The 20640-nt window shown below is 66.2% G+C and carries 20 protein-coding genes and 1 tRNA gene; all 21 read right to left on the bottom strand.

The annotated features are described in order from the left end of the window. Positions 1 to 66: 66 nt before the first annotated feature. Positions 67 to 1419: an NADH-quinone oxidoreductase subunit NuoF gene (nuoF, locus tag SRAH_RS06670; RefSeq protein WP_029462574.1), complete on the bottom strand. Its 1353-nt coding sequence runs from the start codon at positions 1417 to 1419 to the stop codon at positions 67 to 69. Then, complete coding sequence (nuoE, locus tag SRAH_RS06665; RefSeq protein WP_171816039.1) at positions 1416 to 1943, bottom strand: NADH-quinone oxidoreductase subunit NuoE; 528 nt, start codon at positions 1941 to 1943, stop codon at positions 1416 to 1418. Before nuoE ends, nuoF begins: the two co-directional genes overlap by 4 nt. Then, positions 1940 to 3193, bottom strand: a complete 1254-nt coding sequence (locus SRAH_RS06660) for an NADH-quinone oxidoreductase subunit D (RefSeq protein WP_029462572.1) — start codon at positions 3191 to 3193, stop codon at positions 1940 to 1942. Before SRAH_RS06660 ends, nuoE begins: the two co-directional genes overlap by 4 nt. Positions 3194 to 3216: 23 nt before the next feature. Next, positions 3217 to 3861, bottom strand: coding sequence for an NADH-quinone oxidoreductase subunit C (locus SRAH_RS06655; protein WP_045476515.1), 645 nt, complete (start codon positions 3859 to 3861; stop codon positions 3217 to 3219). Between the two features lie 18 nt (positions 3862 to 3879). Further along, positions 3880 to 4359 (bottom strand): NuoB/complex I 20 kDa subunit family protein, encoded by a 480-nt coding sequence (locus SRAH_RS06650; RefSeq protein WP_029462570.1) that lies wholly within the window; start codon positions 4357 to 4359, stop codon positions 3880 to 3882. Positions 4360 to 4423: 64 nt separating this feature from the next. Beyond that, a complete protein-coding gene (locus SRAH_RS06645; RefSeq protein WP_029462569.1) occupies positions 4424 to 4783 on the bottom strand; it encodes an NADH-quinone oxidoreductase subunit A in 360 nt (119 codons plus the stop codon). Between the two features lie 64 nt (positions 4784 to 4847). Then, positions 4848 to 4932: transfer RNA gene (locus SRAH_RS06640), tRNA-Leu, on the bottom strand. Between the two features lie 98 nt (positions 4933 to 5030). Next, positions 5031 to 5396, bottom strand: a complete 366-nt coding sequence (secG, locus tag SRAH_RS06635; RefSeq protein ID WP_029462568.1) for a preprotein translocase subunit SecG — start codon at positions 5394 to 5396, stop codon at positions 5031 to 5033. Between the two features lie 18 nt (positions 5397 to 5414). After that, entirely contained in the window at positions 5415 to 6176 is a 762-nt protein-coding gene (tpiA, locus tag SRAH_RS06630; protein WP_029462567.1) for a triose-phosphate isomerase, read from the bottom strand. Between the two features lie 34 nt (positions 6177 to 6210). Further along, positions 6211 to 8343 (bottom strand): polyribonucleotide nucleotidyltransferase, encoded by a 2133-nt coding sequence (gene pnp / locus SRAH_RS06625; protein WP_045476511.1) that lies wholly within the window; start codon positions 8341 to 8343, stop codon positions 6211 to 6213. 234 nt (positions 8344 to 8577) lie between these two features. Beyond that, on the bottom strand, positions 8578 to 8844 hold the full coding sequence (gene rpsO, locus SRAH_RS06620; protein WP_029462565.1) for a 30S ribosomal protein S15: 267 nt from the start codon (positions 8842 to 8844) through the stop codon (positions 8578 to 8580). 157 nt (positions 8845 to 9001) lie between these two features. Then, the gene (carB, locus tag SRAH_RS06615) at positions 9002 to 12295 is read right to left on the bottom strand and encodes a carbamoyl-phosphate synthase large subunit (protein WP_029462564.1); all 3294 of its coding nucleotides are present in this window, start codon (positions 12293 to 12295) and stop codon (positions 9002 to 9004) included. After that, a complete protein-coding gene (gene carA, locus SRAH_RS06610; protein ID WP_149028945.1) occupies positions 12295 to 13467 on the bottom strand; it encodes a glutamine-hydrolyzing carbamoyl-phosphate synthase small subunit in 1173 nt (390 codons plus the stop codon). Before carA ends, carB begins: the two co-directional genes overlap by 1 nt. A gap of 136 nt (positions 13468 to 13603) precedes the next feature. Further along, positions 13604 to 14374: a TrmH family RNA methyltransferase gene (locus tag SRAH_RS06605; protein WP_029462562.1), complete on the bottom strand. Its 771-nt coding sequence runs from the start codon at positions 14372 to 14374 to the stop codon at positions 13604 to 13606. Beyond that, positions 14371 to 15003, bottom strand: coding sequence for a ribonuclease HII (gene rnhB / locus SRAH_RS06600; RefSeq protein ID WP_029462561.1), 633 nt, complete (start codon positions 15001 to 15003; stop codon positions 14371 to 14373). The genes SRAH_RS06605 and rnhB overlap by 4 nt, the downstream gene beginning before the upstream one ends. Continuing rightward, on the bottom strand, positions 14975 to 16171 hold the full coding sequence (gene lpxB, locus SRAH_RS06595; RefSeq protein ID WP_338056383.1) for a lipid-A-disaccharide synthase: 1197 nt from the start codon (positions 16169 to 16171) through the stop codon (positions 14975 to 14977). Before lpxB ends, rnhB begins: the two co-directional genes overlap by 29 nt. Positions 16172 to 16188: 17 nt before the next feature. Further along, positions 16189 to 17286, bottom strand: coding sequence for a DegT/DnrJ/EryC1/StrS family aminotransferase (locus SRAH_RS06590; protein WP_029462559.1), 1098 nt, complete (start codon positions 17284 to 17286; stop codon positions 16189 to 16191). Between the two features lie 25 nt (positions 17287 to 17311). After that, complete coding sequence (locus SRAH_RS06585; protein ID WP_029462558.1) at positions 17312 to 18256, bottom strand: Gfo/Idh/MocA family protein; 945 nt, start codon at positions 18254 to 18256, stop codon at positions 17312 to 17314. Positions 18257 to 18305: 49 nt separating this feature from the next. Then, complete coding sequence (gene lpxA, locus SRAH_RS06580) at positions 18306 to 19142, bottom strand: acyl-ACP--UDP-N-acetylglucosamine O-acyltransferase (RefSeq protein WP_045476483.1); 837 nt, start codon at positions 19140 to 19142, stop codon at positions 18306 to 18308. Further along, positions 19139 to 19600, bottom strand: a complete 462-nt coding sequence (gene fabZ, locus SRAH_RS06575; protein WP_045476535.1) for a 3-hydroxyacyl-ACP dehydratase FabZ — start codon at positions 19598 to 19600, stop codon at positions 19139 to 19141. Before fabZ ends, lpxA begins: the two co-directional genes overlap by 4 nt. Next, positions 19597 to 20640, bottom strand: coding sequence for a UDP-3-O-(3-hydroxymyristoyl)glucosamine N-acyltransferase (gene lpxD, locus SRAH_RS06570; protein WP_029462555.1), 1044 nt, complete (start codon positions 20638 to 20640; stop codon positions 19597 to 19599). Before lpxD ends, fabZ begins: the two co-directional genes overlap by 4 nt.

Here is a 20640-nt window from a genome sequence, read left to right as displayed (position 1 = left end):
CCAAGGAAGGCGAGCGCCCCCTCGGGGGGCAGCGAACGATTAGTGAGCGTGGGGGTGAACATAGTCTCAAACGGAGGCCGCAACCATGCCGGTCTTGTGTTCGATGTAGTGCTCGAACTCGTGCCGGAAGTGCTTGATCATGCCGCGCACCGGCATCGCTGCCGCGTCGCCCAAGGCACAAATGGTGCGGCCCATGATGTTTTCAGCCACGTTGTCGAGCAGCGCGAGGTCTTCGGGCCGGCCTTCGCCGCGCTCGATGCGGTCCACAATGCGCCACAGCCAGCCGGTGCCCTCGCGGCAGGGCGTGCACTGGCCGCAGGACTCGTGCATATAAAAATAGCTCAGGCGTTTGAGCGCCTTGACCATGCAGCGGGTTTCGTCCATCACGATTACCGCACCCGAGCCCAGCATGGAGCCGGCCTTGCTGATCGAGTCGTAGTCCATGGTGCAACTCAAGATCAGATCGGCAGGCAGCACCGGCGACGACGATCCACCCGGAATCACCGCTTTGAGCTTGCGCCCACCGCGCACGCCGCCGGCCAGTTCGAGCAGGGTGCAAAACGTGGTGCACATGGGCACTTCGTAGTTGCCGGGGCGCTCCACGTCGCCGCTGACCGAGAAAATCTTGGTGCCGCCGTTGTTGGGGCGGCCGCAATCGAGGTAGGCCTTGCCACCATGGCGGATCAGCCACGGCACAGCGGCAAAGGTCTCGGTGTTGTTGATGGTGGTCGGCTTGCCATACAGGCCAAAGCTGGCCGGAAACGGCGGCTTGAAGCGCGGCTGCCCTTTTTTGCCTTCCAGCGATTCGAGCAGCGCGGTTTCCTCGCCGCAGATGTAGGCGCCAAAACCGTGGTGCGCGTGCAACTGGAAGCTGAAATCGGTGCCCAGGATGCGCTCGCCCAAGTAGCCGGCGGCGCGCGCCTGCTCGAGTGCGGCCTCGAAGCGCTCATAAACTTGGAAAATTTCACCGTGGATGTAGTTGTAGCCCACGCTGGTGCCCATGGCGTAGGCGGCAATGGCCATGCCCTCGATCACCAGATGCGGGTTGTGCATCAGGAGCTCGCGGTCTTTGCAGGTGCCCGGCTCGCCCTCGTCGGAGTTGCAGACCAGGTATTTTTGGCCGGGGAACTGGCGCGGCATGAAGCTCCACTTGAGGCCGGTGGGAAAGCCGGCCCCGCCGCGCCCGCGCAGGGCCGATTCTTTGACGTGGGCAATGACGGCCTCGGGCGTCATGCCCTCACCGCCGTCGCGCCCCAAGATCTGGCGCAGCGCCGCATAGCCGCCGCGCGCCTCGTAGTCAGACAAGCCCCAGTTGTTGCCGTTCAAGCCCGAGACCATCTGCGGGCTGATGTGGCGATCGTGAAAGCAGGTCTCGATGCCGCGCGACTGGAATTGCTCCAGCACCTGGTTGACGTTCATGCTTCCTCCTTTGCCGCGGCGCGCAGGCCGTCGATGAGCTGGTCGAGCTTGTCGCTGCTCATGAAGCTGCACATGTGGCGGTCGTTGACCAGCAGCACCGGCGAGTCGGCGCAGGCGCCTAGGCACTCGGACTGTTGCAGCGTGAACAGGCCATCGGCGCTGGTCTGCCCCATCTGGATGCCCAAGCGACGCTCCAGGTGTTGCAGCGCTTGTTCGCCGTCGCGCAGGGCGCAGGGCAAATTGGTGCAGACGTTGAGCTTGAAGCGGCCCACCGGCTGCTGGTTGTACATGTTGTAGAAAGTGGTGACCTCGTGCACCGCCATCACCGGCATGCCAAGATAGTCCGCCACGCCCTGCTCGGCCGCTGGGCTGACCCAGCCCTGCTCTTGCTGCACGATGGACAGACAGGCCATGACCGCCGATTGCTTTTGATCGGACGGATACTTGGCCACTTCGCGTGCAAAACGCGCCAAGGTGGCAGCGCCAAACGCCACGGGCTGCATGGAAGGGGATTCAATGCTCATCGGTCAATCTCTCCAAACACGATGTCCATGGTGCCGATGATGGCCACCGCGTCCGCCAGCATGTGACCGCGAGCCATTTCATCGAGGGCCGCCAAATGCGGGAAGCCCGGCGCCCGAATTTTGAGGCGGTAGGGCTTGTTGGCGCCGTCGCTCACCAAGTAAATGCCAAACTCGCCCTTGGGGTGCTCGACCGCCGCATAAGCCTGGCCTTCGGGCACGTGAAAGCCCTCGGTAAAGAGCTTGAAGTGGTGGATCAGCTCCTCCATGCTCGATTTCATGGCTTCGCGTGCGGGCGGGGCCACCTTGTGGTTGTCGGTGATCACTGGCCCGGGGTTCTGGCGCAGCCAGTCCACGCACTGCTTAATGATGCGATTGGACTGCTTCATCTCCTCCATGCGCACCAGGTAGCGGTCGTAGGTGTCGCCGGTCTTGCCCACGGGCACGTCGAAATCAACCAGCGAGTAAGCGTCGTAGGGCTGCTTTTTGCGCAAGTCCCAGGCGATGCCGGAGCCGCGCAGCATGGGGCCGGTCAGGCCCATATTGAGCGCGCGCTCGGGGCTGATGACGCCTATGCCTACGGTGCGCTGCTTCCAGATGCGGTTGTCGGTTAAGAGGGTGTGGTATTCGTCTAGGTAGACCGGAAAGCGCTGCGTGAAGTCGTCGATGAAGTCGAGCAGCGAGCCTTGGCGGTTGCGGTTCAGGTCGGCGGTGGCGCGGGCGTTGCGGATCTTGTTTTCGGCGTGCCGGGGCATGGCGTCGGGCAAGTCGCGGTACACGCCGCCGGGGCGGAAGTAGGCTGCGTGCATGCGCGCGCCCGAGGCCGCCTCGTACATGTCGAACAGGTCTTCGCGCTCGCGAAAGGCGTAGATTAGGATGGTGGAGCTGCCGCAGTCGTTGCCGTGCGAGCCCAACCACATCAGGTGATTCAGCAGGCGCGTGATCTCGCTGAACATCACGCGGATGTACTGGGCGCGAATGGGCACCGAGATGTTGAGCAGCTTTTCGATCGCCAGGCAGTAGGCGTGCTCGTTGCACATCATGGAGACGTAATCGAGCCGGTCCATATAGGGCAGCGACTGGATGTAGGTCTTGTGCTCGGCCAGCTTCTCGGTGGCGCGGTGCAGCAGCCCGATGTGCGGGTCGGCGCGTTGCACGACTTCGCCGTCGAGCTCCAGCACCAGGCGCAGCACGCCGTGCGCGGCCGGGTGCTGGGGCCCGAAGTTGAGGGTGTAGTTCTTGATTTCAGCCATGTTCTGTTCCGCTCCGACGGCTTTTAGCGCAAGCCACTGCCGTAATGGTCTTCGCGCACGATGCGCGGCGTGTTCTCGCGCGGCTCGATGGTGATCGGCTCATAGATCACACGGCGGCGTTCCGGGTCGTAACGCATTTCGACGTGACCCGAGAGCGGAAAGTCTTTGCGAAACGGGTGCCCGATGAAGCCGTAGTCGGTCAGGATGCGGCGCAAATCCGGGTGCCCTTCAAAGACGATGCCGTACAGATCAAAGGCTTCGCGCTCGTACCAATTGGCGGCCGACCACAAGCTGCTGACGGAATCGATTTGCGGCCAGTCGTCGTCGGGGCAAAACACGCGTACGCGCACGCGCTGATTCAGCGAGACCGAGAGCAAATGCACCACCACGGCAAAGCGCGCCCCGCTCCAAGGCTGGTCGCGGTATTCGGAGTAATCGAGGCCACACAGGTCGACCAACTGCTCGAAGCGGCAACCGGCGGCGTCGCGCAGGGTCTGCATCACGCCCAAATAGTGCGCAGCATCCACCTCAATGTCGATTTCTCCGCTGGCGCTCAAACGCACTGTGGCGCTCTCCTGCAAGGCCTGCTCCAGCGTGTGCTGCACCGTGGCCAGCGGCAGTTGCGTCCATGCGCCCAGATGGTCGGCCCCGGAACTTGCTTGTGTCATGGCTGTGCCTTTCGCTGCTCAGACGCGGGCGATGGTTTGTGTGCGGCGGATTTTTTGCTGCAACTGGATGATGCCGTAGATCAGCGCCTCGGCCGTGGGCGGACAGCCCGGCACATAGACATCGACCGGCACCACGCGGTCGCAGCCGCGCACCACCGAGTAGCTGTAGTGGTAGTAGCCGCCGCCGTTGGCACAGGAGCCCATGCTGATGACCCAGCGCGGCTCGGCCATTTGGTCGTAGACCTTGCGCAGCGCCGGCGCCATTTTGTTGCACAGGGTGCCGGCGACGATCATCAGGTCGGACTGGCGCGGGCTGGCGCGAAACACCTCGGCGCCAAAGCGCCCAAGGTCGTAGCGCGCTGCGGCCGAGTGCATCATTTCGACCGCGCAGCAGGCCAAACCAAAGGTCATGGGCCAGATGGAGCCGGTTTTGGCCCAGTTCACCACCGAGTCGTAACTGGTGGTGACAAAGCCTTGCTTGAGTACGCCTTCGATCATTGCATCCGTCCTTGTGTAAATGACCTGCTGCCGCCGCCGTTAAGGCTGACGGGCGGCACGCCGCTCACTCCCAATCCAATGCGCCTTTTTTCCACTCGTAGACAAAGCCCACGGTGAGAATGGCGAGAAACATCATGCCAGCCAAGAAGCCGGCAAAGCCGATTTCGCTGAAAGCCACCGCCCACGGAAACAAGAAGGCGATCTCGAGATCGAACAAGATAAACAGGATGGCGACGAGGTAGTAGCGCACGTCGAATTTCATGCGCGCGTCTTCGAAAGCCTCGAAGCCGCATTCGTAGGGGGAATTTTTTTCGGGATCGGGCCGATTGGGACCCAAGACGTAGCCGATCAGTTGCGGCAGCACGCCCACTGCGAGACCGACCAGAATAAACAAGAGTACGGGCAGGTAAAGCTCTAGATTCATCTTGAAGTCTCACAAAAACACGGCCAAGCCGCGCGCTGGGCGCAAGGCTTGGTCTTTGCTTGATTGGTGCCGACGGCGAGACTCGAACTCGCACAGCTTTCGCCACTACCCCCTCAAGATAGCGTGTCTACCAATTTCACCACGTCGGCCAAGTACTGTTGAAAGCCAGTGGGTTTGGCTGCACCGCGCCCACTGCTCAACAGACCCGAATTTTACCCCGAAAAACGGGGTAAAACTTTACAAAACCTTACTGTGCGGGAATTTGACCAGCGCCAGCAGGCGGAGCAACCGGTGCAGCGGGAATCTGGTCGGCGGGTGTCGGTGGGGCGGCTGGCAGGGTTTCGAGCACGGTGCCGGCCTCGGCTTGGGGCGCCTGACCAAAATAGGCCAAGGCCAAGGTGCAGCTCAGGAACACGGTGGCCAAAATGGCGGTGCTGCGCGACATAAAGTTGGAGCCCCCGCTGGCGCCAAACAGGGTGGCGGCCCCGGAACTGCCACCCCCAAGTGAAGCGCCGGCATCGGCGCCTTTGCCGTGCTGCACCAGAATCAGGCCGATCATCACCAGCGCCGACAGCAGTTGCACCGCCAGCAGAAGGGTTAACAAAATATTCATAAAGAAAAACTCCAACGATCAGTTCGAAGATGGCGCAGCCGGGCTGGCTGCGGCAATGGACAAAAACGAGGCCGCTTTGAGCGAGGCGCCGCCGATCAGCCCGCCATCGACGTCGGGCTGGCGCAGCAGCTCGGCGGCGTTGGCCGCGTTCATGCTGCCTCCGTAGAGGATGCGGTTGCGCTCGGCCTGCGCCGTGGCGGCGCGCAACTGGGCGCGCAGCACCGCGTGCACCGCCTGCGCTTGCTCGGCGCTCGCGCTCAAGCCCGTGCCGATGGCCCACACCGGTTCGTAGGCGACCACGATCTCGCTGCAGCAGTGGCCCACGGCATGGATGACGGCCGACAACTGGCGCTTGACCACGAACTCGGTGCGGCCGGCCTCGCGGTCGGGCAGCGTCTCGCCCACGCAGACGATGGGGGTCAGGCCCGCGGCCAGTGCGCGCTGCGCCTTGAGCGCGACCAGGTCGTCGCTCTCGTGGTGGTATTGGCGCCGCTCGGAGTGGCCGACGATCACATAGCGGCAGCCGCAGTCGCGCAGCATGGCCGCACTCACCTCACCGGTGTAGGCCCCGCCCTCGTGCGGCGACAGGTCTTGCGCCCCCCAGTCCAGGCCGCTGCCCTGCAAGGCCGCTTGCAGTTGCAGCAGGTAGGGGGCTGGGGCGCACAGGGCCAGCTCGGCCTGCGCCGGGTCGAAGCCGGCCTTGAGCGCGGCCAGCAGCTCGGCGTTGGCCGCCTGGCTGCCGTTCATCTTCCAGTTGCCGACGATCAGTTTCTTGCGCATGGTGGGCTCTCAGATGCCTTGCTGCGGCCAGGGTTCAATCCGCTTGTTGCTGCGACGGGGCCGACTGCACCTCGTCGCGGTCCAGCAGCGCCTTCATGGACAGCTTGATGCGGCCTTTTTCGTCGGTTTCCAGCACCTTGACCTTGACCACCTGGCCCTCTTTGAGGAAGTCGGTGACTTTTTCGACGCGCTGGTGCGCGATCTGGCTGATGTGCAGCAGACCATCCTTGCCGGGCAGCAAGTTGACCAAGGCACCGAAATCGAGGATTTTGGTGATCGCGCCTTCATAGACCTTGCCGATTTCGACCTCGGCCGTGATGGCTTCGATGCGCCGTTTGGCTTCTTCGGCCTTGGCCGCTTCGTTGCTGGCGATGGTGATGGTGCCGTCTTCGGCGATGTCGATCTGGGTGCCGGTCTCTTCGGTGAGGGCGCGGATGGTGGCGCCGCCCTTGCCGATCACGTCGCGGATTTTCTCCGGGTTGATCTTCATGGTGTAGAGGCGCGGGGCAAAGTCGCTGATTTCGGTGTTGGCCGAACCCATCGCCGCCTGCATCACGCCCAAGATGTGCAGCCGCGCCTCTTTGGCCTGCGCCAGCGCCACTTGCATGATCTCTTTGGTGATGCCCTGGATTTTGATGTCCATCTGCAAGGCGGTGATGCCGGTCGGGGTGCCCGCAACCTTGAAATCCATATCGCCCAGGTGGTCTTCGTCACCCAGGATGTCGGTCAACACCGCAAAGCGGTTGCCCTCTTTGATCAGGCCCATGGCGATGCCGGCCACGTGCGCCTTCATCGGCACGCCGGCGTCCATCAGCGCCAGGCAGCCGCCGCAGACCGAGGCCATGGACGAAGAACCGTTGGATTCGGTGATTTCGCTCACCACGCGCAGGGTGTAGGGGAACTCGTCTTTGGGTGGCAGGGCGGCCACCAAGGCGCGCTTGGCCAGCCGGCCGTGGCCGATTTCGCGCCGTTTGGGGCTGCCGACGCGGCCGGTTTCGCCGGTGGCAAAGGGCGGCATGTTGTAGTGCAACATGAAGCGGTCTTCGAAATCGCCCGACAGCGCATCGACGCGCTGCGCATCGCGCTCGGTGCCCAGGGTGGCGATCACCAGCGCCTGCGTTTCGCCGCGCGTGAACAGCGCCGAGCCGTGGGTGCGCGGCAGCACGCCGTTGCGAATTTCGATCGGGCGCACGGTGCGCGTGTCGCGCCCGTCGATGCGCGGCTCACCGGCCAGAATCTGGCCACGCACGATACCGGCTTCGATGTTGAACAGCAGCTCTTCGACCTTGACCGAGTCGAACTCGACGCCCTCGGCCTTGAGCCCGGCCAGGGTGGCGGCGTAGGCTTGGCGGCAGGCTTGGGTGCGCGCCTGCTTGTTGCGGATCTGGTAGGCGGCCACCAGCGCTTCACGGGCCAGCGCCTCGACGCGCGCGATCAGCGGCTCGTCGCGCGCCGGAGCCTGCCAGCTCCATTCGGGCTTGCCGGCTTCGCGCACCAGCTCGTTGATGGCGGCAATGGCGATGTTGCCTTGCTCGTGGCCAAAGACCACGGCGCCAAGCAGCACCTCTTCGGACAGTTGCTGGGCTTCGCTCTCGACCATCAGCACCGCGGCTTCGGTGCCCGCCACCACCAGATCGAGCTGGCTGTTGGCGCGCTCGGTTTGGCCGGGGTTGAGCAGGTACTGGCCATTGACATAGCCCACGCGCGCCGCACCGATGGGGCCGTTGAAGGGGATGCCGCTGATCGACAAGGCGGCGCTGGTGGCGATCAGGGCGGCGATGTCGGCATCGACCTCGGGGTTGAGCGAGAGCGTGTGCACCACCACCTGCACTTCGTTGAAGAAGCCTTCGGGAAAGAGCGGGCGGATCGGGCGGTCGATCAGGCGGCTGGTGAGGGTCTCGAACTCGCTCGGGCGGCCTTCGCGCTTGAAAAAGCTGCCCGGGATTTTGCCGGCGGCGTAGGATTTTTCCAGGTAATCGACCGTGAGCGGGAAAAAGTCTTGTCCGGCCTTGGCCTCGGTTCTGGCGACCACGGTGGCCAGCACCACGGTGCCGTCCATGTCGAGCAGCACGGCGCCGCTGGCTTGGCGCGCGATCTCGCCGGTTTCGAGGCGCACCGTGTGGCGGCCCCATTGGAAGCTTTTGCTGACTTTGTTAAACAGACCCATGAGTGTTCCTAAGGTAGAAGGTTGAAAGCCCATGCCGAGCCTTCAGAACACGATGCCATTCCAGCGCCGCCGCGGTATGCGGCGGCGCTGGAATGACACAGCTTCGCTCTGAATAAGCGCGCCAGGCCAAGGTGAGAAAGAAACGCGAAAAACGCCTGCGGCGGCAGGGCTACCGAGGCGTTTTGCACGTTCAAAAGCAAAAAAGGGGGCAAGCAGGGCAGGCAGAGCCGCCGATTATTTGCGCAGACCCAGTTTCTGAATCAGACCCACGTAGCGGTCGGAGTCTTTGCCCTTGAGGTAGTCGAGCAGCTTGCGCCGACGGCTCACCATTTTGAGCAAACCGCGGCGACCGTGGTGGTCTTTGGCGTGGGTTTTGAAGTGCGGCGTGAGCTCGTTGATGCGAGCGGTGAGGATGGCGACCTGCACTTCGGGGCTGCCGGTGTCGTGGGCAGAGCGGGCGTTGGCCGAAATGACTTCGGCTTTGACGGATTGAGCGATCATGTGAAGCTTTCAAGAGGACTTGCGACCTGCCGCAGGGTGCTTGCCACCCCAGCACCAAGGCGTTGGGGGATGCAGCTTGCCGCAACAGGCGTGCGTTGACCTGCCCAAAACGGGCAGACCTTCGCATTCTAACCCAAGATCACCCACCCAAGACGGCTCAAACCGCCGCCAGGCCGACCCCGGCCTTGAGCGCCGCGTGCAGCTCCTGCACCGAAACCACGCCCAGCGAGTCTTGGCACTTGATGCCCTCTACGGCCGCCTCGGCCCCCGAGATGGTGGTGAAGGTGGTGACGCGATTCGCCAGCGCCGAGGTGCGGATGTAGCGCGAATCGGCAATGGCGTTGCGCCGCTCCTCGACCGTGTTGATGACCATGGCGATGTCGCCGTTCTTGATCAGATCGACGATGTTGGGCCGCCCTTCGGCCACCTTGTTGACCACGGCGCAGGGCACCCCGGCGGCATTGAGGGCGGCGGCGCTGCCGCGCGTGGCCACCAGCTCAAAGCCCAGGGCGTGCAGCTCGCGCGCCAGCGCCACGGCGCGCGGCTTGTCGTCGGCCTTGACCGACAAAAACACCTTGCGCACCGCATCGGTGGGGCGCGGCAGTTGCGTGCCCGCCCCGAGTTGCGACTTGACGAAGGCCTCGCCAAAACTGCGCCCCACGCCCATCACCTCGCCGGTGGACTTCATTTCCGGGCCCAGGATGGTGTCGACGCCGGGGAACTTGACGAAGGGGAACACCGCCTCTTTGACGCTGAAGTACGGCGGCGTGACTTCCTGCGTCATGCCCTGCTGCGCCAGCGTCTGGCCGGCCATGCAGCGCGCCGCCACCTTGGCCAACTGGATGCCGGTGGCCTTGGAGACGAAGGGCACGGTGCGCGAGGCGCGCGGGTTGACTTCGAGCACAAAGATCACATCGGCGCCGTCGATCTGCTGGATGGCGAACTGCACGTTCATCAGCCCCACCACTTGCAGCGCGCCGGCCATGGCGGCCGTCTGGCGCTTGATTTCATCCACCGTGGCCGCGCTCAGGTAGTAGGGCGGCAGCGAGCAGGCCGAATCGCCCGAGTGCACCCCGGCCTGCTCGATGTGCTCCATCACGCCGCCGATCAGCACCGCGCCGCTGGCGTCGCGGATGCAATCGACGTCGCACTCGATGGCGTCGCTCAGGAAGCGGTCCAGCAGCACCGGCGAGTCGTGGCTGACCTTGACCGCCTCGCGCATATAGCGCTCGAGGTCGCGCGGCTCGTGCACGATCTCCATCGCCCGCCCGCCCAGCACGTAGCTCGGGCGCACCACCAGCGGGTAGCCCAGCGCAGCGGCCTTGTCCAGCGCGTCGGCTTCGGTGCGCGCGGTGGCGTTGGGCGGCTGGCGCAGCCCCAGGGTGTGCAGCAGTTGCTGGAAGCGCTCGCGGTCTTCGGCGGCGTCGATCATGTCTGGGCTGGTGCCGATGATGGGCACCCCGGCCGCCTCCAGCCCAAGCGCGAGCTTGAGCGGGGTCTGGCCGCCAAACTGCACGATCACGCCCAGCGGCTTCTCTTTGTCCACGATTTCGAGCACGTCTTCGAGCGTGAGCGGCTCGAAGTAGAGCCGGTCCGAGGTGTCGTAGTCGGTCGAGACGGTCTCGGGGTTGCAGTTGACCATCAGGGTCTCGTAGCCGTCTTCGCGCAGCGCCAGCGCGGCGTGTACGCAGCAGTAGTCGAACTCGATGCCCTGGCCAATGCGGTTCGGCCCGCCGCCCAGCACCATGATCTTTTTGCGGCTGCTGGGCTCGGCCTCGCATTCCTGCTCGTAGCTGGAATACAGGTAGGCGGTGGCGGTGGCGAACTCGGCGGCGCAGGTGTCCACCCGCTTATAGACCGGGCGCACGCCCAGGGCGTGGCGCTGGGCGCGCACGGCTTGCTCGTTGGTGTGCAGCAGCTTGGCCAGGCGGCGGTCGGAAAAGCCCTTTTGCTTGAGCGTGCGCAGGGTGTATTCACCCAGGGCCGCCAGCGCCTTGCTGCCGTGCTCGGCGGTGTGCCGGTCCAGCTTGAGCTCGATGCGCACGATGTCTTCGATCTGCACCAGAAACCAGGGGTCGATTTTCGTGAAATGCTGCACCTCGGCCAGCGTCCAGCCGGCGGCGAAGGCGTCGCCCACGTACCAGATGCGCTCCGGCCCCGGCGCGCCAAGCTCGCGCTCCAGCGTCTCGCGGTCCTGGGTTTTTTCGTTCATGCCATCGACGCCGACTTCGAGCCCGCGCAGCGCCTTCTGGAAGCTCTCCTGGAAGGTGCGCCCGATCGCCATCACTTCGCCCACGGACTTCATCTGCGTCGTCAGGCGGCTGTCGGCCGCGGGGAATTTTTCGAAAGCAAAACGCGGGATCTTGGTCACCACGTAGTCGATCGAGGGCTCGAACGAGGCCGGCGTGGCGCCGCCGGTGATGTCGTTTTTCAGCTCATCCAGGGTGTAGCCCACCGCCAGCTTGGCCGCCACCTTGGCGATCGGGAAACCGGTCGCCTTCGAGGCCAGCGCCGAGGAGCGCGAAACGCGCGGGTTCATCTCGATCACCACCATGCGCCCGTCACGCGGGTTGAGCGCGAACTGCACGTTGGAGCCGCCGGTGTCCACCCCGATCTCGCGCAGCACCGCCAGGCTGGCGTTGCGCATGATCTGGTACTCTTTGTCAGTCAGGGTTTGCGCCGGGGCCACGGTGATCGAGTCGCCGGTGTGCACGCCCATCGGGTCCAGGTTTTCGATCGAGCAGACGATGATGCAGTTGTCGGCGCGGTCGCGCACCACTTCCATCTCAAACTCTTTCCAGCCCAGCAGCGATTCTTCGATCAAGAGCTCGTGTGTCGGCGAGGCTTCCAGGCCGCGCTTGCAGATGATCTCGAACTCTTCCGGGTTGTAGGCGATGCCGCCGCCGCTGCCGCCCAAGGTGAAGCTGGGCCGGATCACGGTCGGGAAACCCACCTGCTTTTGCACCTCCCAGGCCTCGGCCAGGCTGTGTGCAATGCCCGAGCGCGCCGAACCCAGGCCGATGCGCGTCATGGCGTCTTTGAACTTGAGCCGGTCTTCGGCCTTGTCGATGGCCTCGGGCGTGGCCCCGATCAGCTCGACCCCGTGCTGCGCCAGCACGCCCTGGCGCCACAGGTCGAGCGCGCAGTTGAGCGCGGTCTGGCCACCCATGGTCGGCAAAATGGCGAAACCACCGGGGTGCTGGTGGCGCTCTTTGGCGATGATCTTGGCCACCGTCTGCCAGGTGATGGGCTCGATGTAGGTGACGTCGGCCGTGGCCGGGTCGGTCATGATGGTGGCCGGGTTGCTGTTGATCAGCACCACGCGGTAGCCCTCCTCGCGCAGCGCCTTGCAGGCTTGCACGCCGGAGTAGTCGAACTCGCAGGCTTGGCCGATGACGATCGGGCCGGCGCCAATGATGAGGATGGTGTGCAGATCGGTGCGCTTGGGCATTATGTGTTCTCCTGGGCCATCAGCGCCGTGAAGCGGTCAAACAGGCTGGCGATGTCGTGCGGGCCGGGCGAGGCCTCGGGGTGGCCTTGAAAGCAAAAGGCGGGTCGGTCGGTGCGCTCCAACCCCTGCACCGTGCCGTCGAACAGGCTGATGTGGGTCACGCGCAGATGCGCCGGCAGCGATTCGCGCTGCACCGCAAAGCCGTGGTTCTGGCTGGTGATGCCCACGCGCCCGCTGGCCAGCTCCTGCACCGGATGGTTGGCCCCGTGGTGGCCGTGCGGCATCTTGTAGGTTTGCGCGCCGCTGGCCAGCGCCATGATCTGGTGCCCAAGGCAGATGCCAAAAATGGGCAGGCCCGAGTCGATCAGTTCGCGCGCGGCGGCAATGGCGTAGTCGCAGGGCTGCGGGTCGCCGGGGCCGTTGGACAAAAACACGCCGTCGGGACGCAGCGCCCGCACCTGGGCGGCCGGGGTCTGGGCTGGCACCACGGTCACGCGGCAGCCGCGTTGCGCCAGCATGCGCAGAATGTTTTTCTTTACGCCAAAATCGTAGGCCACCACGTGAAAACGCGGCGCGCCCAGCTCGCCATAGCCGGGGCTGCCGTCGGCGCGCGCGAGCTGCCATTCGGTCTGCGTCCACTCGTAGGGCTGCGCCGTGCTCACCACCCGCGCCAGATCCTGCCCGGCCATGCTGGGCGCGCTGCGGGCGGCGGCCAGGGCCTGGGCCGCGTGCGCGTCCGAAAGGGTCTGGCCCTCGGCCAGCGCGAGGATGGCGCCGTTTTGCGCTCCGTGCTGGCGCAGGCGGCGCGTCAGGGCGCGGGTGTCGATGCCCGCAATCGCCACCGTGCCGGCCGCTTGCAGGTACTGCGTGAGCGAGGCGCTGGCGCGAAAGTTCGAGTGCAGCAGCGGCAGGTCTTTGATGATCAGGCCGGCGGCGTGGATGGCATCGGACTCCACGTCTTCGGCGTTGACGCCGGTGTTGCCGATGTGCGGATAGGTGAGCGTGACGAGCTGCTGGCGGTAGCTCGGGTCGGTGAGGATTTCCTGGTAGCCGGTGAGGGCGGTGTTGAACACCACCTCGCCAACGGTTAGTCCAGTGGCACCGATGGCGGTGCCGCGAAAGACCGTGCCGTCGGCGAGCGCGAGCAGGGCTGGGGCGGGGACGGGAAACACAGGACTCTCCAGTTCAATCCGCACCCTTTAGCCGCCGCGCCAGCACGCGCTTGAGGCGCCGAGGGCGGAGGATGGAGCAGCCTTGAGCCGCCGGGTGCGTGGGGTTCGGGTAAACCTTGGAATTATAGCGTGGGGCTCAAGCCCCCCGCTGCACCGCACTGGCATGCAAGCAGATGGCGGCGGCGGCGGCGACGTTGAGCGACTCTTCGCCGCCGGGCTGGGCGATGCGCAGGTGCTGGCTGGCAGCGGCCAGCAGCTCGGGGCTCAGGCCCTGCCCTTCGTGGCCCAGCAGCCAGGCGCAAGGCCAGGGCAGCGCGGCCTGGTGCAGCCACTGCCCTTGGTGCGAGCTGGTGGCCAGCAGCGGCAGTTGCAAGGCCGGCAGATCGGCCAAGGTGGCCGCTTCAACGAGGCGCAGCGCAAAGTGCGCCCCCATGCCGGCGCGCAGCACCTTGGGCGCCCACAGCGCCGCCGTGCCCTTGAGCGCCAGCACCTGCTCAAACCCGAAGGCGGCGGCGCTGCGCAGGATGGAGCCGACGTTGCCCGGGTCTTGTAAGCGGTCCAGCAGCACAGTGGGTCGCCCCGGCTCGGGTGCCACGGCGGCGGGCAAGGGCCACAAAAAGCCCACCGGCGCGCTGGAGCCCAGGCTGCTCACACTGGCCAGCAGGCTGTCGGCCAGTGCCACCCGGCGCACGCTGGGTGGCAAGGCCCAGGCATGGTCCCAGTGCGGGGCCGATTCGGCGCGCAGGAGCAGCGCGGGCAGGTGGCCGCGTGCCAGCAAGGCGCGGCACAGGTGCTCGCCTTCGAGCCAGACCAGACCCAGTTCGCGGCCGGCAGCCCCGTCTTGGCCTAGGCGGCGCAGTTGCTTGACCAGCGCGTTGTCGCGCGAGCGGATGGTTTCGGTGCTCATGGCGGACTGGCTGGCGCCAGCAAGGCCGCCACCGGGGCAAAGCCGCGCCGGTGCAGGGGCGTGGGGCCGCAGCGTTGCAGCGCCTCGAGGTGTGCGGCGGTGCCGTAGCCCTTGTGCCGATCGAAGCCGTAATCGGGGTACTGGGCGTGCCAAGCGTCGCACAGGCGGTCGCGTTGCACCTTGGCCACGATGGAGGCGGCGGCGATGGCGGCCACCCGGTCGTCGCCCTGCACCACGGCTTGCGCGGGCAGGTCGAGCGCGGGCAGCCGGTTGCCATCGACCAGCACCTGCGTCGGGCGCAGCCGCAAACCCGCCACGGCGCGCTGCATCGCCAGCAAGGTGGCCTGCAAGATGTTGAGGCGCTCGATTTCTTCCACGCTGGCCAGCGCGACCGAGCAGCACAGGGCGTGCTCCAGAATCTGCTCGTGCAAGTGCTCGCGCCGCTTCGGGCTAAGCTTTTTCGAGTCGCGCAAGCCCGCGATGGGTTTGCGCGGGTCCAGCATCACGGCGGCGGCCAGCACCGGCCCGGCCAGCGGGCCGCGCCCGGCTTCATCGACACCGGCCACCAGACCGGGCGGATTCCAGCCCAGCGTGTAGGCCTCACGCGGCAAGGATTTGCGCAATCGCATGGCTGGCTCGGGCGGGCATGTCTTGCCGCAGTTGCAGGTGCATCTCGGTAAAGCGCTGGCGCAGCTGCGCCACCGCTGCCGGGTCGTCGAGCCAGGCCAGCGTGGCGCGCGCCAGCGCCTCGGGCTGCACCTGGTCTTGCAGCAGCTCGGGCACCAGGCTTTGCTGGCACAAAATATTGGGCAGCCCGATCCAGGGCGTGCGCCGCTGCTGGTTGGCGACCCAATACGAAAGCCACTGCATGCGGTAGGCGATCACCATGGGGCGCTTGTGCAGCGCGGTTTCGAGCGTGGCGGTGCCGCTGGCCACCAGCGCCACGTCGCAAGCCGCCTGCACCGTGTGCGCTTGCCCCAGCACCAGTTGCACCCGTTCCTCCATGCCAGTCTGAAGCAGCGCCTGCTGCAAGGCCGGGCGCAGGCCCTCGTGCGTGGGCAGCACGAAGCGCAACTGCGGGCGCTGCTGCGCCATCAGGCGCGCGGCGTGCAAGAACGGCAGCGCCAGCGCGGCGATCTCGGCCACCCGGCTGCCCGGCAGCAGCGCCACCACGGTGTCGTCTGGCGCCAGCCCGAGGCGCTGGCGGGCGGCGGCTTGGTCGGGTTCGAGCGCGATCAGGTCGGCCACTGGGTGCCCCACGAAGGTGCCCTCGATGCCGTGGCGCTCCAGCAAAACGGGCTCAAAAGGGAACAGGCACAGCACGTGGCGCACGCTGCGCCGGATGGCGTGCACGCGCCCGGGCCGCCAGGCCCAGATCGAGGGGCAGACCAGTTGGATCGCCGGGATGCCGGCGCGATTGAGCTGGCGCTCCAGCGGCAGGTTGAAATCCGAGGCATCGACGCCGAGGTACACGTCGGGGCGCTGGTGCAGCAGATCGGCCAGCAACTGGCGCCGGATGGCGCTGATGCGCCGATACGCCCACACGCCCTCGACCAGCCCGCGCACGGTGAGTTCGTCGCAGCTCCAGCGCGCCGCAAAGCCCTGCGCCTGCATCAGCGGCCCGCCGATGCCGCTGGCTTGCAAGCCGCTCCAGCGCTGGCGCATGCCGTGCAGCAGCAAGGCGGCAAGCTGGTCGCCGGAGCGCTCCGCCGCCACCATGGCCACGCGCAAGCCCGGGCCCGGCTGCGGCGCAGGCGCAAGACTGGCTGGGTGGGTGGGCGCGGGCGCGGTCGGCACGGCAGCCAAGGGCCGGCTCAGGCCAGCGCCTGCCGAATCACGGCGCAGACTTCGTCGATCGCCGCATCGCTCAGCTCGGGGTAGATTGGCAGCGAGAGGCAGCAACGCGCCACCGATTCGGTGACCGGGAACGACTGCCCCGCCGCCTCGGCCGCAAACACCTTTTGCTGGTGCAGCGGCACCGGGTAGTAGATCGCGCTGGCGATTTGCGCCGCGCTCAGGGCCTGCTGCAGCGCGTCGCGGCGCTCGCACAGCAGGGTGTATTGGTGATAGACGTGCTGCCCGATGCCGTCCTCGAACGGGGTTTGCAGCGGCAAACCGGCCAAGCCGGCCTGGTAGCGCTGCGCCACCCGGCGCCGCTGCTGGTTGTAGTGGTCGATGCGCGGCAGCTTGGCGCGCAGCACCACCGCCTGCAGCTCATCGAGACGGCTGTTGTAGCCGATGATGTCGTGGTAGTAGCGCACCTTGCTGCCGTGGTTGCGCAGCATGCGCAGCGTCTCGGCCAGCGCGTCGGACTGCGTGGTGACCATGCCGCCGTCGCCGTAGCAGCCCAGGTTTTTGCTCGGGAAAAAGCTGAACGCCGACACATCGCCGATGGAGCCGGTCATGCGCCCGGCCACCCGGGCGCCGAAGGACTGGGCGCAGTCTTCGATCAGGTGCAGGCCGTGCTGCTGCGCCAGCGCCTGCAGCGGCGCCATATTGGCCGGTTGGCCGAACAGGTGCACCGGCAGCAGCGCCTTGGTGCGCGGCCCGATGGCGCGCGCCACCTGCTCCACATCGAGGTTGAAGCTGCGCGGGTCGATATCGACGAACACCGTTTTGGCGCCCACGTAGGCTATGGCCTCGGCGGTGGCGATGAAAGTAAACGGCGTGGTGATGACCTCGTCGCCCGGCCCCAGCCCGAGCGCGCGCAGCGCCAGGTGCAGCGCGTCGGTGCCGTTGGCGCAACTGATGGCGTGCTTGACGCCCAAGTAAGCCGCCGCTTCGGCCTCAAAGGCCTGCACGTTGGGGCCAAGGATGAACTGGGTCGCCTCCAGCGCGGCCAGCAGCGCCGGTTCGAGCTGGGGTTTGAGTTCGCGGTACTGGGTGGCCAGATCGACCATCGGGATGCGCATGGCAAGTCTTTCGGGAAGCAAAAATTCAGGAAATGAGCTCGGTCGCGGCGCTGATGCGCTGCACCGCCGCCAGCGCACGCCGCCCGGCGCGACCGCTGACCTTGGGCGCACGCCCTTCGCGCACGCTGGCCACGAAATCGGTGATTTCGCTCAGCAGTGCGTCGGCTTCGCCAAACATCTGCATCTGGCGCTCGATTGCGTCTTCGGGGGCGGCCAGCGGGTCGGCATCGGTGGCGCGGTAGCTGATCAGGTGCCGGGTGCCAAAATCGAGCGAATGGCAGGCGCGGTGCTGGAACACGCGCATCTTGCGCTCGCTCTTGTTGCTGACGCGGCTGGCCGTCACATTGGCCACGCAGCCGTTGGCAAAGCGGATGCGCGCATTGGCAATGTCGATGTCGTTGGTGAGCACGCGCGCGCCGCTGCTGTCCACGCTGACGATCTCGCTATCCACCAGGGACAAAATCAGATCGACGTCGTGGATCATCAAATCCAGCAGCACGCTCACATCGGTGGCGCGCGGCTTGAACGGGGCCAGCCGGGTGCTCTCGATGAAGCGCGGTTGGTCCAGCAAGGGCTCCAGCGCCAGCGCCACCGGGTTGAAGCGCTCCAGGTGCCCGACCGCCAGCACCAGGCCGCTGCGCTCGGCTTGCTCGATCATCTCGTCGGCCTGCTCCAGCGTGACGGCGATGGGTTTTTCCACCAACACGTGGGCCCCGGCGCGCAGAAAGTCCAGCGTCACGGCGTGGTGCGCCTGCGTCGGCACCACCACGCTCACGGCATCGACCTGGCCCAGCAGCTCGCGGTAGTCGGCCACGGCGCGGCAGCCCAGCGGCTTGGCCACGGCTTGCGCCACCTCCAGCCGGCTGTCGACCACGGCCACCAATTCACAGCCGGGCAGCTTGGCGTACTTCTGGGCGTGGAACTTGCCCAGGTAGCCGACGCCGATCACGGCACAGCGCAGGGGCTTCATGACTCGCTCCTTGGTGTGGCGGCGAGCCAGGCGGGCGTAGAGATTGTTTTCATGCAGTCGCTCCTTCGCCATCGGCGGCATCGCTGCGCGCGCGCCGGCGCACGATGCCGGGCTTGCCGGCCCCGGCCAAGAATTCGAGCATCAGCGCCACATCGGGCGCGGCCTCCGAGCCTGCGCTGGCCAAGGCGGCAATGCGCGGCTGCGCCGCTTGCAGCGTGAGGTTGTCGCGGTACAACGCTTTGTACATGGCGCGCACGGCGGCGATGCGCGCCGGGCCAAAGCCGCGCCGGCGCAGCCCTTCGGCGTTGACGTTGCGCGCCACCGCCGGCTGCCCCTGGCAGACCACGAACGGCGGCAAATCGGCAAACAGCAGCGCGCACATGGCGGTGAAGCTGTGCGCACCCAGGCGCAAAAACTGGCGCACCACGGTAAATCCGCCCAAAATCACCCAATCCCCCACCTGCACGTGGCCGGCCAGTTGGGCGTTGTTGGCAAACACGGTGTGGCTGCCAACTTGGCAGTCGTGCGCAAGGTGCACATAGGCCATCAGCATGTTGTCGTGCCCGACGCGGGTCACACCGCGGCCGTTGGCGGTGCCCCGGTGCAAGGTGCAAAACTCGCGGATCACGTTGCGGTCACCGATTTCGAGCCGGGTTGGCTCGCCGGCGTATTTTTTGTCCTGCGGCGCCCCGCCCAGCGCGGCGTAGCTGTGGATGGCGTTGTGCGCGCCGATGCGGGTGTGGCCCTCGATCACGCAGTGGCTGCCAACCGTGCTGCCCTCGGCGATCTGCACATGCGGGCCGATCAGGCTGTAGGCCCCGACCGCCACCGAGGGATGCAGTTGCGCCGCCGGGTCCACCAGCGCGGTGGGGTGGATCAAACTCATGCGGTGCTGCCTTCGCTTTGCTGAATGCGGCGCATGGTGCACATCAGTTCGGCCTCGCAGGCCACCTCGTCGCCGACCCGGGCCACGCCCTTGAATTTGAAAATGCCGGCCTTGGAGCGCTCCAGCGTCACGTGCATGAGCAACTGGTCGCCCGGCTCTACCGGGCGCTTGAAGCGCGCCCCATCGACACCGGCAAAGTAATAGACCGAGTTTTCGTCCAGCTCCAGCCCCAGGGTTTCAAAGGTGAGCAAGGCTGCCGTCTGCGCCAGCGCTTCGAGCATCAGCACCCCCGGAAACACCGGCCGGTGCGGAAAATGGCCGGTGAACTGCGGCTCGTTCATGCTCACGTTTTTGAGTGCGCGAATGAACTGGCCTTTTTCGATTTCCAGCACCCGGTCCACCAGCAAAAAAGGGTAGCGGTGCGGCAGTTTCTTCAGAATTTGGTGGATGTCCATCAGGATTTTGTTTCGAGGGCTTTCAGGCGTTGGCGCAGCGCGTACAACTGGCGCAGCGTGGCGGCATTTTTTTCCCAGCTCGCATTGTCGTCGATCGGGAACGAGCCGCTGTACAGGCCCGGCTTGAGTATCGAGCGCGTGACCAGCGTGGCGGCCGTGATGTGGACGTGATCGGCCAGGCGCAAATGCCCCAGCACCCCAGCCCCGCCGCCCAGCGTGCAGTGGGCCCCGATGTGGGCGCTGCCGGCCACCCCGACGCAGCCGGCCAGGGCGCTGTGCGCGCCGATGCGCACGTTGTGAGCAATCTGGATCAGGTTGTCGAGCTTGACCCCATCTTCGAGCACGGTGTCGTCCAAGGTGCCGCGGTCGATGCAGGTGTTGGCCCCGATTTCCACGTCGTCGCCGATGCGCACTGCGCCCAACTGCTCGATTTTGAGCCACTGCCCCTGCTGCGGCGCAAAGCCAAAGCCGTCGGCCCCAATCACCGCCCCGCTGTGGATGATGCAGCGCGCCCCGAGCGTGCAGTCGTGCCCGATCACCACCTGCGCCGCCAGCCGCGCCTGCACGCCCAGGCGCACCCGCGCCCCGATCACGCAATGGGCCCCGATCTCGCTATTGGCGCCGATCTGCGCCCCGGCCTCGACCACGGCAAAGGCCCCCAAGCGCACCCCGGCCCCGAGTTCGGCACTCGGGTGCACCCAAGCGCTGGGGTGTATCGCCGGTTCGGCTGGATCCGCGGCCTCGCGCTGCGCCGCGAGCAGGCGCTCGCGCCACCACTGCGTCAGGCGGGCAAAGTAGGCATGGGGTTCTAGGGCCTCGATGCAAGGCCCACGGGCGCTGGCGCGCGCCACCAGCTCGGGCGGCACGATCAGCGCCGCCGCCCGCGTGGTTTCAATGGCGGCGGCGTGGCGCGCCTGCGCCACAAAGGCGAGCCGATCCGGTCCGGCGCTCTCGAGTGAGGCCAAGCCGGCGATCGGGCACGCGCCGTCGCCATGCAAAACGCCGCCCAAGGCGGCGTGGATGTCGCTGAGCCGGAGCATCAG

Source organism: Serpentinimonas barnesii (assembly GCF_000696225.1).
GTDB classification, from domain to species: Bacteria; Pseudomonadota; Gammaproteobacteria; order Burkholderiales; family Burkholderiaceae_C; genus Serpentinimonas; species Serpentinimonas barnesii.
The sequence above is the reverse complement of the archived record's forward strand: the minus strand, read 5'-3'. Positions and strand labels throughout refer to the sequence as shown.